Below are 17,753 nucleotides of genomic sequence, written 5' to 3'. Positions count from 1 at the left end.
AAACTCCTGAATGATCATTAGTAATGATTAAGCATTAACTAATTTTAAAATTAATGCCCGGATTATACTTATGTTACATTCTTTCAATATTCAATTAAAAAAATAAAATTTATTTAAAATGAAACCGAAAAGTTTCGCAAATTCTCCTAAAAAAACAGTAAAAATTATGAAAAAAAGAGTTGCATTCTCTGTTGCTCTCAGCGCATTGCTGATTATCTTCAGTTGTAAGGACAAAAAAGAAGAAAAAGAAGAAGCCGTAATTTATCCTACAACATCGCCGGTAAAAATGGACACCGTTATTACCAAAGAATTTGTATCCCAGATCAGGTCAGAAAAAAACATCGAGATTCGTGCCCAGGAAAAAGGTTTTCTCGAAAAAGTCTATGTAGATGAAGGTCAGCATGTACAGGCAGGACAGGTTTTGTTCAGAATTATGCCTCAAATTTATCAGGCTGATGTTCTGAAAGCCAAAGCAGAAGTGGCGCAGGCTGAAATAGAATTACAAAACTCCAGCACTTTGGCTAATAATAATGTGGTTTCCATTAATGAAAAGAAAATGGCAAAAGCCAAATTGGATGCAGCAAAAGCTGAATTGAACTTAGCTCAAACGCATTTATCATTCACCACGATCAAAGCTCCTTTTTCAGGAATTATCGACAGACTTCCTTTGAAGTTAGGAAGTCTGATTGATGAGGGCGATTTGTTGACAACGCTTTCTGACAATGGAGGAATTTACGCATACTTTAATGTTTCTGAACCGGAATACCTTAACTATCAGATGCATTCGGCCGATCGGGGAAATAATTTAGTTTCTTTAATTATGGCCAACGGTGAGCCATTTCCTGACAAAGGAATCATCCAGACTATTGAAGGCGAATTTGATAATGAGACAGGAAATATCGCTTTCCGAGCCAAATTCCCGAATTTTAAACAAATATTGAGAAATGGTGAAACAGGAAAAATCCAAATGACACTGCCTCTTAAAAATGCTTTGATCATTCCTCAGAAAGCTACTTACGAAATCCAGGATCAGAAATATGTTTTCGTAGTTGGTAAAGATGGCGTTGTAAAGTCTAAGAATATTAAAATTGCTTATGAGCTTCCGGATATCTATGTTGTTTCGGAAGGAATTAATGTGGGTGATAAAATTCTTCTGGAAGGTGTTCAGAAAGTGAAAGACGACCAAAAAGTGGAAACCAAATTCCAGGATCCGAAAAAAGTCTTGAACTCATTAAAATTACAAGCCAACTAAAATTTAAGAATTAATTGTTAGTGATTAGTTATTAATCTGATTCTGAAAAAACATGATGCTTTTACTTAATCATTACCAATTCAATAATTAATAATTAAAAAATTATGTTTAAGAAATTCATACGCAGACCGGTTCTGTCAATCGTAATCTCTTTGATTATCGTATTTATGGGAATCTTGTCTTTAGTTAAACTTCCTGTAACGCAATTTCCATCCATTTCTCCGCCAAAAGTAAACATCACGGCAGAATATCCCGGAGCTAATAACGAATTGCTGATTAAATCTGTTGTAATTCCTTTGGAACGCGGACTCAATGGTGTTCCGGGAATGAAATATATGACCTCTGATGCAGGAAACGACGGTGAAGCATCAATCCAGGTTGTATTCGACCTTGGAACAGACCCGAATGTTGCTGCGGTCAATGTTCAGAACCGTGTATCTTCGGTTGTTAACAAGCTTCCGCCTTTGGTAGTTCGCGAAGGGGTGAAAATCACCCGTGAGGAACCGAATATGCTAATGTATATTAACCTTTACAGTGATAATCCGAAAGCAGACCAGAAATTTCTTTTCAACTATGCAGATATCAACCTTATTTCTGAATTGAAGAGGGTGAGTGGTGTTGGTTTTGCCGACATCCTGGGAACGCGTGAATATGCGATGAGAATCTGGCTGAAGCCCGACAGAATGACCGCTTACGGAATCTCCGCAGATGAAGTGATGGAATCATTAAACGAGCAAAGTTTGGAAGCTTCTCCTGGAAAAACAGGTGAAAGTTCCGGAAAACGTTCTCAGTCATTTGAATATATCCTGAAATATCCTGGACGTTTCAACAACGAGAAAGATTACGGCAATATCATTCTGAAAGCCAATCCAAATGGAGAATTCGTAAGACTTAAAGATGTAGCAGATATCGAATTCGGGTCATCCATGTACGACATCTACTCTACTTTGAACGGAAAACCGTCAGCAGCAATTACTTTGAAACAATCTTACGGTTCCAACGCAAGTGACGTTATCAAGAATGTCAAAGTTCTGATGAAAGATCTGGAAAAAACGTTCCCGAAAGGCATGCATTACGAAATAAGTTATGACGTTTCCAGATTCTTGGATGCATCAATTGAAAAAGTAGTTCATACATTATTTGAAGCTTTCATATTAGTAGCAATCGTTGTTTTCTTATTCTTAGGAGACTGGCGTTCTACTTTGATTCCGACAATTGCCGTTCCGGTTTCTTTGGTAGGAACATTTGCAGTAATGTCCGCCTTTGGAATTACTTTGAACTTGATTTCACTCTTTGCTTTGGTAATGGCCATTGGTATTGTCGTTGATGATGCGATTGTTGTGATAGAGGCCGTCCACGCCAAAATGGAAGAGAAACACCTTTCGCCACTCAAGGCAACGGAAGAAGCAATGCATGAAATCAGCGGAGCAATTATCGCAATTACTTTGGTAATGGCATCGGTTTTCATTCCGGTAGCTTTTATGTCCGGTCCGGTTGGAGTTTTCTACCGTCAGTTTTCGATTACGATGGTTTCGTCCATTATTTTATCCGGAGTTGTCGCTTTGACATTGACACCTGCTTTGTGTGCATTAATCCTAAAAAATAATCATGGAAAAGAGAAAAAGAAAACACCTGTAACAAGATTTTTGGATGGTTTCAATAACCTATTTACAGTTGGAGCAGGGAAATATCACAACTTATTGACCAAAGTTGTTACAAGAAAAATGGTAACACTTCCTTTATTGGTTCTTTTCTGTATTGGGACATTTTTCCTGAGCAATAAACTGCCTACCGGATTTATTCCAAGTGAGGACCAGGGAATGATCTACGCTATTATCCAGACGCCACCGGGTTCAACTTTGGAAAGAACGAACCAAATTGCCCTTGAACTTCAGAAGCAATGTGAAGAGATAGATGGTGTTGCATCTGTTTCATCTTTGGCAGGTTATGAGATTCTGACAGAAGGAACAGGTTCTAACTCCGGAACTTGTTTGATTAATCTTAAAAAATGGGACGAAAGAAAAGAATCAGCTACGGAAATCATAGAGCAATTGGAACAAAAAGCGAAGGAAATTCCCGGAGCCAATATCGAATTTTTCCAACCGCCTTCAATCCCTGGTTATGGAGCAGCCGGTGGTTTTGAATTAAGACTCTTGGATAAAGCCGGAAGTGGAGATTATCACAAAATGGAACAAGTAAGCAATGATTTTGTAAGAGAATTGAAAAAACGTCCTGAATTGGGTTCTGCATTTACTTTCTATTCTGCAAGTTTCCCTCAATATATGCTGAAAGTAGATAATGATCTGGCAGAACAAAAAGGTGTGACGATAGAAAAAGCGATGGATAATCTATCAACCTTAATTGGTTCCAACTACGAAACCAGTTTCATCCGATTCGACAGACCTTACAAAGTAATTGTTCAGGCTGGTCCGCAATATCGTGCTTTGCCAAGTGATTTGTTGAAATTATATGTCAAAAATGATAAAGACCAAATGGTGCCTTATTCGGATTTTATGCATCTTGAAAAGGTGTATGGATTGTCGGAAATCACGAGACATAATATGTACAACTCGTCTGAGGTAAGCGGAACGCCAGCGCCTGGATACAGTTCCGGAGATGCAATTAAAGCGATTCAGGAAGTGGCGGACAAAACGTTGCCAAGAGGTTTCGGAATCGATTGGGCAGGGATTTCCAAAGACGAAGTTTCCAGAGGGAATGAAGCGATTTACATCTTCTTGGTTTGTCTTGGATTCGTTTACCTGATTCTTTCTGCTCAATATGAAAGTTTCATTTTACCATTACCAATCATTTTGTCTTTACCGACGGGAATTTTCGGAGCATTTTTATGCTTATCACTTTTCGGGCTGGAAAATAACATTTATGCGCAGGTGGCGATGGTCATGCTCATCGGATTACTCGGAAAGAACGCTGTTTTGATTGTAGAATTTGCGGTTCAGAAAAAAGCAGAGGAAGGACTTTCCACAAAAGAAGCTGCTTTACAAGGAGCATCTTTGAGATTCCGTCCGATTTTGATGACATCATTTGCATTCATCGCCGGATTGATTCCATTGGCTTTGGCAACAGGACCAGGAGCAGTTGGAAACAGAACGATCGGAACAGCTGCTGCAGGAGGAATGCTCATCGGAACTATTTTCGGATTGATGATTATTCCTGGATTGTACTACATTTTTGCCAACATTGCAGCTAAGTCCAAACTGACTTACTATGAAGAAGAAAATCCTTTAACAGAACAAACTGAACCTTATCAACACGATGGAAAATTTGAAGATAAAAATCCTAACGTGGATAATCGATAATAAATTGAAAAACAAATGATAAAGCCTCAGAGAGGCTAACTGTTAATAGAAAATGAAGTACAATGTAAATTTAAGCTCCGTAGGAGCGAACTAAAACATTAGAAAGACAGGTCGTTCCGATGGAACTTTACGGAAAACCAATAAACGAAATCTATTAATAGTTAGTCTCTACGAGACATTTAAAAAAATAAAATATTATGAATAGTTTTTTTAATAATCATAAAAACAAAATTGCTTTGGCTGCGTTGTCTCTTGCTTTAGCAAGTTGTAAAGCGCCAATGGCAACCAAAATTCAGGACCGGGTAAAAGAAACTTTACCTCAGAATTTTGAAAATCAAGCCGTTTCGGAAAATAATTCCGGAATCACGCCTTGGAAGCAATTTTTCACAGACCCGAATCTTGTGAATCTGATTGATGAAGCTCTGAAAAATAATCAGGAATTAATGATTACACTTCAGCAAATCGAAATCGCAAAAAGCGATGTGATGTACAAAAATGGAAAATTAAGTCCGACTGTTGCAGCAAGATTAGGTGCTGGCATCGAGAAAGTCGGTCGCTACACGAGTACAGGAGCTGGTGATGCATCCACAGATATAACAGACGGAAAAGAAGTCCCGGAAAACCTGACAAACTTCGAAGGTGGATTGGTTGCCAATTGGGAAATTGATATCTGGCATAAGCTAAGAACTGAAAAACAGGCTGCTGTTGCACACTATTTGTCAACCGTTGAAGGAAAGAATTTTGTTCTGTCAAGCCTGATTGCTGAAGTGGCTGATAATTATTATGAATTATTGTCACTTGATAATCAATTGGACATAATCCATCAGTATATCGATTTGCAGAAAAAAGCGCTTGAAGTGGCAAAAATCCAAAAGCAGGCAATGGCTGCAACGGAATTGGCCGTTAAAAAATTCGAGGCAGAGTTAGCGAAATCCAATGCAACTGAATATGATTTGAAACAACAGATCACGGAAAAGGAAAATCAAATCAATGCTTTGCTGGGTCGTTACCCACAACCGATCGTGAGAACCAAAGAAAGCTTTATGTCGATTGTTCCACAGACTGTTTATACAGGAATTCCTTCTCAGTTGTTAGCCAATCGTCCGGACATCAAACAAGCGGAATTGGAACTACAATCTGCAAAATTGGATGTTGAAGCAGCAAGAAAAGAATTCTATCCAAGTCTTGAAATCAATGCTGCGCTTGGTTTAGAAGCTTTCAAACCGTCATATCTTGTCAAAATGCCGGAATCGATTGCTTATAGTCTGGTTGGAGAATTGGCTGGTCCGTTGATTAACAAAAGCGCCATTCAGGCAAATTTCAAATCGGCTGATGCAAAACAAATCCAGGCTTTGTATGAATATGACAAAACCATCTTGAGCGCTTATCTTGATATTACCAATCAAATGTCTGCAATTAAAAATCTCGATAAATATTACGAAATGAAGTCTCAGGAAGTTAAAGCATTAGACCAAGGAATTGACATCGTCAATCAATTATTCAGAAATATGAGAGCAGATTATCTGGAAGTTCTGATGAATCAGCGTGATGCATTGGACGCCAAAATGGAACTCATCGAAGCTAAAGAAAGACAACTCAGCACGGTTGTCAACATCTACAAAAGCTTAGGTGGCGGCTGGAAATAAACTAACACTAACTAACTATACGCTAATGCTTCCGGGATTTTTTTCGGGAGCATTTTTTATTAGCTCAAAATAAATCAAAAAAATATACCAATTGGTATATAATTTATATATCTTTGCAAAGTCAATTCAGATCAAAATGTCAAAAGCAGAAAAAACAAGACAGTTCATCATCGAACAAACCGCAGAGCTCTTCAACAAGAAAGGTTATGCCGGAACGTCCTTGTCCGACATTACTTCTGCAACCGGATTGACGAAGGGCAGCATCTATGGAAATTTCGAAAACAAAGACGAAGTGGCTAAAGAAGTTTACCTCTATAATTCTAAAAGGCTTCAAATCAGTTTTACCAATGAGCTTAATGATGCGATGACAACACGCGAAAAGCTTTTTGCTATCATCGATGTTTACAGAAAAACCTGGGAAACAAATATCTCCCGAGGCGGTTGCCCACACCTCAACACGGCCGTAGAAGCAGATGACACAATGCCATTTCTCAAATCTGAGGTTAACAAGAATTTTGAAAACTGGGCAAATCACTTCACACGAATTCTGGATAAAGGTAAAAACCAAAACGAAATTGTAGGATCAATTGATTCTCAAAAATATGCTTATCAATTCATAGCATTGATAGAAGGCGGAATTCTTCTTTCAAAAACAATGAACAACAAGGCTCATCTTTTCAACGCATTGGAAAGAATAGAAACAATCATCGATAACGAATTAATCAAATAATTTTTTTTACTCAAAAATATACCAATCGGTATTTTAATATCATGACATTATGAAAACAACCAACAACACAGTATTAATTTCCGGAGGTTCAGCCGGAATCGGATTAGAAATCGCAAAACTATTATCCGAAAAAGGCAACAAAGTTATCATCACAGGTAGAAATGAGGTGCGTTTACAACAAGCCGCTTCGCAACTGAAAAACGTTAGCACCATCGTTTCGGACGTCAGCAATGTAGAAGATGTGGAAAATCTCGTCAGCCAAATCAAATCCGAATTTCCGGATTTGAATATGGTTATCAACAACGCCGGTCGCGCACTCGTTTACGACATCACCGAAGAGAATGTCAATGCTTTCGAAAAAGCAGAAGACGAAATGCTGACCAATTATCTCTCCATCATCCGTCTGAACGAAAAACTACTCCCGGTTCTGAAAACTAACGACAATCCAACCATCGTGAACGTGTCTTCCGTCGTAGCCTTCGTTCCTGGCGCTTTGGCAACCTATTCTGCGAGCAAAGCCGCCTTGCATTCTTACACCAGATATTTACGCTTAGCTTTAAAAAATGCTAATGTCAAAGTTTTTGAACTGATGCCACCTTTGGTAGATACCGAATTTTCTGCGCCGATTGGTGGAAAAAACGGCATTCCGGCGTCCTTTGTTGCCGAACAGTTTATCGCCGGATTGGAAGAGGATAACTACGAAATCCGCGTTGGACAAACGGAAGATATCTACAGATTATATTTGTCATCACCCGAAGATGCTTTGCTGGCAATGAATCAAAGAAGAACGCAGGAAGTTGGTGAGTAGATTAAATCTTCTGAAGTTCCCGAAGAATCCGCTCTTGGCAGTTTGCGAAAGTAACACTCTATCAATATAAGTTAATAATATTATGGACAGATTAGCACACCTGCAATCATTAATAGGACAAGAATTCACAGATTCACCGTCGCCGTTTATGCGCTGGCTGAAACCAATTGTAGTATCCGCAGAAAAAGGTCATTTGGAATTCCAGTACACCATTCGTCAGGAATGGCTGAATCCGATCGGGAATCTCCACGGTGGCGTTACAGCAGCGATTATTGATGACGTTTTGGGAGCCACAATGTTTTCTCTGAATGAGCCAACTTTTTACACGACGATTAATAATGTTATCGACTATTTCTCAATCGGGAAAGAAGGTGAAAATATCATTGCCGAAACACACATCACCAAATTGGGGAAACAATTCATCAACGCCACCTGCGAAATCTGGAATGCAGACAAAACCAGACTGATTGCAAAAGGCACATCCAACTTATTCAAAACACAAATTACAAGATAATGAAACGAGTCGTAATTACCGGAATGGGAGCAGTAACGCCTTTGGGAAATGACGTCGAAACCTTCTGGAATAATATTCTAAAAGGTGAAAGTGGCGCTGACACCATTACTCATTTCAAGCCGGAAAAATTCAAAGTTCAGTTTGCCGCCGAGGTTAAAAACTTCTCACCGGAAAAATATCTGGACAGGAACGAAATCAAACGAAGTGACCTTTTCACACAATACGCCATTTATGCAGCCGTTCAGGCGATGGAAGATTCCGGATTGAATTTCAAGGACTTCGATCCTTTTGATATTGGCGTCATTTGGGGAACCGGGCAAGGTGGAATGGAAACCTTTGAAAATGAAGTCACTGACTATGTTTCTGGCGATGGAACACCTAGATTTAGTCCGTTTTTCGTTCCAAAACTGATTGCTAATATGGCTTCCGGAATGATTTCTATGAAATATGGTTTACGAGGGATCAACTATACAACAGTTTCAGCTTGTGCAACTTCTAACACTGCATTTATGGATGCATTCAATTATATCCGCTGGGGAAAAGCAAAAGTTATTGTGAGCGGTGGTTCGGAAGCTCCAATTACGCCGGCTTCATTAGGTGGATTTTCATCAATGAAAGCAATGTCCACGAGAAATGATAATCCAAAAAATGCCAGCCGCCCTTATGATGTGGAACGTGATGGTTTTATAATGGGCGAAGGTGCTGGCGCTTTGATTTTGGAAGAATATGAGCACGCAAAAGCTAGAGGTGCAAAAATCTACGCTGAAATGATTGGAGCTGCAATGACAGCCGATGCGTATCATATGACCGCACCTCATCCGGAAGGAATTGGTGCTGCAAAATCAATGGAATTGGCACTGGAAGATGCCAACATCTCTCCCGATCAAGTCAATTACCTGAATCCTCACGCTACTTCTACTCCATTAGGTGATTTGGCAGAACTGAATGCCATCACAAAAGTTTTCAAAGGAAGCCCGAATCTGGATATCAGTGCTACTAAATCTATGACTGGACATTTGTTGGGTGCTGCCGGCGCTGTGGAAGCAATTATTTGCATCAAAGCCATTCAGGAAAATATTATTCCTGCGACAATCAATGTTTCAAAACTGGATGAGAATATTCCTCAAGGAATTAATATCATTACTGAAAATAAAGAAAAACCAATTAACATCGCAATGAGCAATGCTTTTGGTTTTGGCGGCCATAACTCGACGGTGATTTTTAAAAAGATATAAACAATTAGTTTTCAAATAATTAAACATTTTCTCATTAATTGATTATTGCTGAAGCTCCGCTTTTGTATCTGAATTATTAATTGTAATTTTGCATTTTAAAAATCAGAATATAAATTCATTCATTAGATATGAGTACTACAACACAATACATTCCTTATAAAGTTAAGGATATCTCCCTTGCAGAATGGGGAAGAAAAGAAATTACCCTTGCAGAGGCTGAAATGCCAGGCTTGATGTCAATCCGTGAAGAATACGGACCGTCTCAGCCGTTAAAAGGTGCAAGAATCGCAGGATGTCTTCACATGACGATCCAAACTGCTGTGCTTATCGAGACATTGGTAGCTTTAGGAGCTGAAGTTACTTGGTCTTCTTGTAATATTTTCTCTACACAGGATCACGCTGCTGCTGCAATCGCTGCTGCAGGAATTCCGGTTTATGCTTGGAAAGGAATGAATGCTGAGGAATTCGACTGGTGTATCGAGCAGACTATTTTCTTTGGAGAAGACAGAAAGCCATTGAACATGATCCTGGATGATGGTGGTGATTTAACGAATATGGTTTTTGATAAATTCCCTGAACTTACAGCCGGAATTAAAGGTCTTTCTGAAGAAACTACAACAGGTGTTCACAGATTGTACGAAAGAATGAAGAACGGAACTTTGGTAATGCCTGCCATCAACGTAAACGATTCTGTAACGAAGTCTAAATTCGACAACAAATACGGATGTAAAGAATCTGCAGTAGATGCTGTAAGAAGAGCGACTGACGTAATGCTTGCCGGAAAAAGAGTGGTAGTTTGCGGATACGGAGACGTAGGTAAAGGTACTGCTGCATCTTTCAGAGGAGCTGGTTCTATCGTTACGGTTACTGAGATCGATCCAATTTGTGCGCTTCAAGCTGCAATGGATGGTTACGAAGTAAAAAGACTGGATACTGTGGTTGATAACGCAGATATCGTAATCACTACAACCGGTAACTTTAATATCGTAAGAAAAGAACATTTCTTAAAATTAAAAGATAAAGCGATCGTTTGCAACATCGGTCACTTTGATAACGAAATCGATATGGCTTGGTTAAATGAAAACTATGGTCACACAAAAACTGAAGTAAAACCACAGGTTGACATCTATACGTTGGAAGGAGGTAAAGAAGTTATCATTCTTGCGGAAGGTAGATTGGTAAACTTAGGTTGTGCAACTGGTCACCCAAGTTTTGTAATGTCTAACTCTTTCTCTAACCAGACTTTGGCACAGATCGAGCTTTGGACTAACTCTGAGGCTTACGGAAACGAAGTTTACATGTTACCAAAACATCTGGATGAAAAAGTTGCTGCTCTTCACCTTAAGAAATTAAGCGTAGAATTAGAGACTCTTTCTCCTGAACAGGCTGAATACATCGGTGTTGATGTAAAAGGGCCGTTCAAACCTGAATATTACAGATACTAAGTAGTCGAAAAATTTGAATTTAAGATTAATTATAAAAAACTCCTCTATTATTTTAGAGGAGTTTTTTTTGATTTTTTAGAAATATATTTATATTTATAATATAAAAAATTTATGAAAAAAATATTTTTACTTTTAATATTAATTCCTTTACTCAATTTTTCTCAGAATAAAAAAATTGAACTTGATTATACATTTGGAAATAATGGATTATATACTTCAAATTTAAGTAATTATTTTTCAAAGGTTTTACCCGATGGAAAAATAATATTTGTCACAAAAGAATTCGAAAGGTATATTAATATTAATGACTATGTTATTACAAGACTTTTGGCTAATGGAACAGTTGATAATACATTTGGAAATAATGGACACGTCTATACAAAAAATTTGATTGTAAATGTTTTTGATTTTGAATTTCTTTTTGCTGATGATGGTACAATTTTCATTGCCGCAGCTTTATTTGGAACACAAGAAACTGCCAGTAAGTTTGTTAAACTCAATATAAATGGAGTTTTAGATACGTCTTTTGGAATCGATGGTATTCTCACTATAGATAATATAGATGTTTCTTATGGATTCGGAAACAGCATTGAATTAAGCAATGGGAATATATTGTTTACACTAACTAACACAATCCTATGCATTTCAAAAAACGGTGAAATAATAAATAGTTTTGGGAATAACGGATATCTAGATTATTCTGGAATTATTAAAATTATTAAAGCAACTGATGCCTTTTTATTATTGACAGAGCAATATAATTCCGCAACCAATGAAAGTACCTTTCAAATTAAAAAACACAATAATAATGGAACAATAAATACCCAATTTAACACTATAGCTTATACTTATTCTCAACCAAGGTTTTCAACAAGATTTGTAATTGATAAAAATGAGAATATTTATACTTTACAAAATTTTTTTAATGTTTCTGCTCCATCAATTATAAAAAAATATGATTCCGATGGAGTTCAAAACCCAAATTTTGGAAATAATGGGATTCTTTCTGAAGCGTCACGTCAAATAAAAGGTATTTTTTTTGATTTAGATAATAATCCTATACTGTTTGGAATATATTATAATTTAGATAACTTAAAACCAACAATGATTAGATACACAAAAAATGGAATTTTGGATACAACTTTTAATGGTAATGGATATTATGAAGAGTCTAATAACATCAGTTTAAGAGAATATTACTACGCAGATGTAACTTCTGACAACAAAATTATAGTTTCAGGAAGCATGATCTACAGTCCTTATTCTGCATACGTTGCAAGATATAAAATGACCGACTTGCCATTATCTACAGATATTGTGGAACTTAATAATATACTTTCGATTTATCCAAACCCTGTAATAGATAATTTTAAAATAAAAATTAATCAAGAAAAAATTCAATTAGTAAGAATCTATAGTATCGATGGAAAATTAGTTTATGAATCGAAGACTGAAATCAATAATATTGATGAATTATCTAAGGGAATTTACATTGTCAAAGTGAAGACTGAAAAAAATACATATAGCAAAAAATTAATTAAAGAGTAAAACTTTATAATACATAATAAATACAATTCTATTTTATAACTTATTTGCTCTAGTTCGTTTTGGAAAAACATACGTAACCAACCATCTGTTTACTATACTTTTATTATGAACCTAATCCTACTATCCCGCTCATACTCCTCGCGCCAGTGCTTTTCCCAGCGTCCGCTGTGGGGTAACCGCTACTATCGGGGCTAGGGACCTGCAGATAATATCAATGTTTTAAATAAGTTTGGCCGTAAGTCTTAAACTTTGAAAAAACAAAAGTAATAATCAGCGCCACAAAACATCCGATGCATACACAGATCACACGTTCAATAGGAATCAGCCAATCGTGAGCCTGATTTTCCTCAATCAAAACAATCACCATTGCAGCCAAAGCAGAACGAAGCGTATTATCAAGTTTTAAAGCAATTCCTACTAAAATCGTTAACGCCACTCCAAAACAAATCAATAAAATGTTTGGAATCGGAATCAGAAATAAAATCATTCCAATAGAAGCACCGAGAAGATTGGATTTGATTCTGTCATAAGCTAATTTATTACTGTTGTCTGGTGAGAAAACTATCACCACAGAGATCAATGCCCAATAAACAGGATATTGTGGAAGAAAAATATAAAACAGATAACAGATTGCCGCGCCAATCACACATTTTATCAAGTAAATCCATTCCGAAACAGAAACTCTTAATCTTAAAAATCTGGAAAACTGTTGTATAAAATTTGACATCAATATTTTGCTAGAAATTGAGCTTCAAAATTATAAAACATATAACGAATCTAAGATTCCGGAAATATTATTTATATCATAAAGATTTCATTTTCCTTTCATAATTAGTAAATTGCCGCTTCAAAAAATTTCAAAAAAAATGGAATATTCACAACTGGAACCAAAGGTGATCTGGAAAAACTTCGCAGCACTGAATTCGGTTCCGAGACCATCAAAAAAAGAAGAAAAAGTTATACAATTCATAAAAGAATTCGGGGAAAGATTGGGATTACCAACAACTATTGACGAAGTTGGAAATGTCATCATCACCAAACCTGCAACTCCGGGAATGGAAAACCGAACGCCCATCGTAATGCAATCCCATCTTGATATGGTTTGTCAAAAAAACAACGATGTCGATTTTGATTTTGAAACTCAGGGAATCCAGATGTATGTGGACGGCGACTGGGTAAGAGCGAAAGGGACAACTTTGGGTGCTGACAACGGTTTAGGCGTTGCTACCATTATGTCAATTTTAGAAAGTAATGACATTGCACACCCGGAACTGGAAGCACTTTTCACGATTGATGAAGAAACAGGAATGACAGGTGCATTGGCTTTAAAACCTGGACAATTGAAAGGTCAAATCCTTCTCAATCTTGACACAGAAGAAGATGACGAGATCGATATCGGTTGTGCCGGAGGTGTGGATGTAACCGCTTCTGCAAAATTCGATTTGGAAGAAGCAAAAGGAGAAATTTTCAAGATTGAGATCAAAGGTTTGCAGGGTGGACATTCTGGCATGGATATTCACAAAGGTCTTGGAAACTCAAATAAATTATTGGGAAGATTCTTGTTCTTAGGACTGGAAAATCAAATTCAATTAATATCAATTGACGGCGGAAGTTTGAGAAACGCAATTCCAAGAGAAGCAAAAGCGATTATTTCTGTCAGCAATTCAGAAGATTTTGTAGCAAAATTTGAACAATTGAAATCTGAAATTCTGGAAGAATTCGCTTCACTGGAAAAAGATCTGGTAATTAATATCGAAAAAACTGTTTCTACAGACCAGGCCATATCTGTCGACGATTCCAGAAAAATCATTTATGCCATCAATGCAGCCCACAATGGTGTTTTCCGAATGAGTCCGGATGTAGAAGGTTTGGTAGAAGCATCTAACAACGTTGCAAGAGTTGAATTGAAAAATGGAGAAATTAAAATTTTAAATTTAACACGTTCTTCCGTAGAATCTACAAAATGGGAAGTTGCCAATCAGTTAGAATCTGCTTTTGAGAGCAACGGATTGACAACAGTATTCGGAGGTTCATATCCGGGTTGGAAACCCAAACCTGAAGCAGAAATTATCAAAGTAATGACGGAACTCTATCAAAATAATTTTGGTGAAAAACCATTAGTTGTTGCTTGTCACGCAGGATTAGAATGTGGAATCATCGGTGCCAATTATCCAAAAATGGAAATGGTTTCTTTTGGACCGACTATTAAAGGTGCACATTCTCCTGATGAAAGAGCCAGTTTATCATCCGTTCAGAAATTTTGGACGTATACCCGGGAAATTTTGAAAAACATCCCTATCAATGAATGATGATTCGATTTTAAATCCAGTAAAATTACTGGATTTTTTATTTTTTGGAACAATTAATTAAAATTTTACAATCAACTACTTGATATTTTTAAATTTCCTTAAAAATTTACTAAATTAGCAATATAAAATCTAATATATGAAGAAAGAACTTTTACGAATTGGTATTTTGTGCAGCATTGTCGGATTTACATTCTCTGCAAAAGCACAGGAATACATTGAAAAGAAAATTACCGAAAAAAACGGAAATATCAGTTTAGTAACTTTTAAAAGTACTGCTGATTTGAAGTCGGCATCAAAAACCGATCTATTCAGAGAAATTTTAAAACTTTCAGCTGGCGCTGAATTGAGACTTATGAAATCTGAGAAAGATACAAAAAGTAATTTCTCAGATGAAAAATATCAATTATATTATAATAATGTAAAAGTTGAATTCGGAATATATAACCTGCATTATAAAAATGGCAATCTTACCAGTATGAACGGTGAGATCTTCGATACAAAAAATGCAAATATATCACCGAAAATTTCTTCGCAAAACGCATTAGATAAAGCAATACAAAATGTTGGTGCTGAGAAATATATGTGGGATGATGTAGACAGTAATGTTGACAATTACAAAAAACCCTCGGGAGAACTGGTCCTTTTACCAATCCAGCAAGCTGATGAGAGTTATAAATTATTTTTAGCTTACAAATTTGATGTTTTTGCTTCTCAACCTATGAGCAGAGCTTATATCTATGTGGATGCTGCAACTGGTCAAATCTTATTATCAGATGCAATCATCAAGCATGCGAATGGACATAATCACAACATATTAAAAGGTGACCTTGATACGGAAAAAATCGTATCTGACGTGAAAGATAGCCACCTTAAGGAAACAATCAAAAAACTGGCAACAGGTAATGCTGCAACCAGATATAGTGGAACCCAATCTATTGAGACATCATTAAATACCGCTGGTGACAATTACATCTTGTATGATACAACAAGAGGGAATGGTGTAAGAACTTACAACCTGAAAAAGAGCACCACAATAAGCAACACGGATTTCACCGACGCTGATAATGATTGGACTGCTGCAGAATTTAATAATGCTACCTTTGATAATGCAGCATTGGATGCACACTTCGGAGTAGAAAAAACTTATGATTATTTCAAAGATGTCCATAACAGAAATAGCTATGATAATAATGGCTCAATCTTAAGAAGTTATGTACATTATGGCAACAATATCAATAATGCTTACTGGTCGGGAACTTACATGCTTTATGGAGATGGAGACAGAACAAGCAACTTTAATGTATTAACGGCATTCGATGTCACCGCTCACGAGTTAGGCCACGGTGTCTGTAGTGCTACTGCTGCATTAGCTTACCAAAGAGAATCCGGCGCAATGAACGAAGGACTTTCTGATATTTGGGGAGCCGTCGTTGAGCACACATATTTGCCTAATAATCAAGCGTTTAATATTGGAGAAGACATTACTTTATATTCTCCTTATTATCTAAGATCAATGAGCAATCCGAAATCTGCCGGACAACCTGACACATATCGCGGAACAAACTGGCAACCTGCAACAGCTGCAGAAGGTTGCGTAACACCTGGACAAAATACTAATGATTATTGTGGTGTTCATACCAACAGCGGCGTTCTCAATCATTGGTATTATGTACTTGTACAAGGAAAGACAGGAACTAATGATATCGGCAAATCTTACAGCGTAACAGGAATTGGATTTGAAAAAGCAGCAAAAATTGTTTACCGTTTGGAAACAGCTTATTTATCGTCCGGCTCCACTTATATGAATGCAAGAGACTTCGGAATACAAGCTGCCACAGATTTGTATGGTGCAGGATCTGCAGAAGCTATTGCTACACAAGATGCTTTTTATGCTGTTGGTCTGGGTGCAAAATATAATCCGAATGGTCCGGACACGACTGCTCCAACCACTCCGCTCAATTTACAAGCTTCCTCTACAACCAATGTTTCTACATATCTGACATGGACTGCTTCAACTGATAATTTTGCCTTGGACGGATACAATGTTTACAAAGACAATGTGTTATTAGGTTCAACTTATAATACATCTTATTACGTAACAGGATTAACAGCGTCTACAGCATATAAATTTAAGGTAGAAGCAAAAGACGAAGCAGGTAACAAATCTAACTTCAGTAACGAGGTTACAGTCAATACAGCAGCTACCGGAACAACTTATTGTACTTCACAATCCGGAAGCACCAGCTTCATGAAAATCCAAAATGTAAAGCTTAATACAATTGATAATTCAAGTACAGGAGGCGCGGGTTATGAAGACTTCTCATACCTATCAACAGATGTAACAAAAGGATCAAGTTATACGATTACCATTACCCCAGTTTGGTCTGGTACTGTATATCCTATGAGATATGCCGTATATGCAGATTATAATAATAATGGTGTCTTTACCAATACTGGTGAAACACTTTGGACACAGGCATCAACATCCAACCCTACAGTATCCGGAACATTCACAATTCCTACAACTGCAACAACTGGAAAAGTAAGGTTAAGAGTTGTTATGATCTATTCTTCTGCACCAGCTTCTTGTAACTCTTATTCATATGGACAAACTGAAGATTACACAATTAATATTCAGGATGTTTTAGCTGTATCAGACCTTAATAGTGAAAATAAAGTATCAATTTATCCAAATCCTGTGAAAGATATACTTAATATCAAAACTAAAGAAGCCGGAGAATCAACTTATAAAATTTACAATACAGCAGGACAATCTGTGGCAAATGGTAAATCTGTTGAAAATAAAATAGATGTCAATAGACTTCCTAGTGGAAACTACGTCATAGAGTTAGTGAATAAAAAGGGTGAAAAATCAACTCAGAAATTCATTAAAAAATAGTTTACAAAACTTTTAATTCAATAAAAAAGCTCCCAGATTTGGGAGCTTTT

General features: G+C 36.9%; 12 protein-coding genes. 11 read left to right on the top strand and 1 reads right to left on the bottom strand.

What is annotated here, in order from left to right:
- The first annotated feature begins 166 nt into the window (after positions 1-166).
- The 9 genes from QOL71_RS08535 (at position 167) to QOL71_RS08495 (ending at position 12,495) form a co-directional block, all read left to right on the top strand.
- A complete protein-coding gene (locus tag QOL71_RS08535) occupies positions 167-1,252 on the top strand; it encodes an efflux RND transporter periplasmic adaptor subunit (RefSeq protein ID WP_283416514.1) in 1,086 nt (361 codons plus the stop codon).
- A gap of 104 nt (positions 1,253-1,356) precedes the next feature.
- A complete protein-coding gene (locus QOL71_RS08530) occupies positions 1,357-4,569 on the top strand; it encodes an efflux RND transporter permease subunit (protein ID WP_283416513.1) in 3,213 nt (1,070 codons plus the stop codon).
- A 197-nt stretch (positions 4,570-4,766) separates the two neighbouring features.
- Positions 4,767-6,215: a TolC family protein gene (locus tag QOL71_RS08525; protein ID WP_283416512.1), complete on the top strand. Its 1,449-nt coding sequence runs from the start codon at positions 4,767-4,769 to the stop codon at positions 6,213-6,215.
- 136 nt (positions 6,216-6,351) lie between these two features.
- Positions 6,352-6,945 (top strand): TetR/AcrR family transcriptional regulator, encoded by a 594-nt coding sequence (locus tag QOL71_RS08520; RefSeq protein WP_283416511.1) that lies wholly within the window; start codon positions 6,352-6,354, stop codon positions 6,943-6,945.
- A 49-nt stretch (positions 6,946-6,994) separates the two neighbouring features.
- Positions 6,995-7,753: an SDR family oxidoreductase gene (locus tag QOL71_RS08515; protein WP_283416510.1), complete on the top strand. Its 759-nt coding sequence runs from the start codon at positions 6,995-6,997 to the stop codon at positions 7,751-7,753.
- 82 nt (positions 7,754-7,835) lie between these two features.
- Positions 7,836-8,267: a PaaI family thioesterase gene (locus tag QOL71_RS08510; protein ID WP_283416509.1), complete on the top strand. Its 432-nt coding sequence runs from the start codon at positions 7,836-7,838 to the stop codon at positions 8,265-8,267.
- A complete protein-coding gene (fabF, locus tag QOL71_RS08505; protein WP_283416508.1) occupies positions 8,267-9,502 on the top strand; it encodes a beta-ketoacyl-ACP synthase II in 1,236 nt (411 codons plus the stop codon). Before QOL71_RS08510 ends, fabF begins: the two co-directional genes overlap by 1 nt.
- Before the next feature lie 128 nt (positions 9,503-9,630).
- Positions 9,631-10,947, top strand: a complete 1,317-nt coding sequence (gene ahcY, locus QOL71_RS08500; protein ID WP_283416507.1) for an adenosylhomocysteinase — start codon at positions 9,631-9,633, stop codon at positions 10,945-10,947.
- 111 nt (positions 10,948-11,058) lie between these two features.
- A complete protein-coding gene (locus tag QOL71_RS08495) occupies positions 11,059-12,495 on the top strand; it encodes a T9SS type A sorting domain-containing protein (RefSeq protein WP_283416506.1) in 1,437 nt (478 codons plus the stop codon).
- A gap of 211 nt (positions 12,496-12,706) precedes the next feature.
- On the opposite strand, the gene QOL71_RS08490 is transcribed toward QOL71_RS08495, so the two are convergent.
- Positions 12,707-13,222, bottom strand: coding sequence for an FUSC family protein (locus tag QOL71_RS08490; RefSeq protein ID WP_283416505.1), 516 nt, complete (start codon positions 13,220-13,222; stop codon positions 12,707-12,709).
- 139 nt (positions 13,223-13,361) lie between these two features.
- On the opposite strand from QOL71_RS08490, the gene QOL71_RS08485 reads away from it, so the two are divergent.
- Complete coding sequence (locus QOL71_RS08485; RefSeq protein ID WP_283416504.1) at positions 13,362-14,804, top strand: aminoacyl-histidine dipeptidase; 1,443 nt, start codon at positions 13,362-13,364, stop codon at positions 14,802-14,804.
- A gap of 136 nt (positions 14,805-14,940) precedes the next feature.
- Entirely contained in the window at positions 14,941-17,703 is a 2,763-nt protein-coding gene (locus QOL71_RS08480) for a M4 family metallopeptidase (protein ID WP_283416503.1), read from the top strand.
- The last annotated feature ends 50 nt before the right edge of the window (positions 17,704-17,753 follow it).

Source organism: Epilithonimonas pallida (assembly GCF_900182975.1).
In the GTDB taxonomy this organism is placed as follows: Bacteria; Bacteroidota; Bacteroidia; order Flavobacteriales; family Weeksellaceae; genus Epilithonimonas; species Epilithonimonas pallida.
This window is presented reverse-complemented; position numbering and strand designations above follow the sequence as displayed.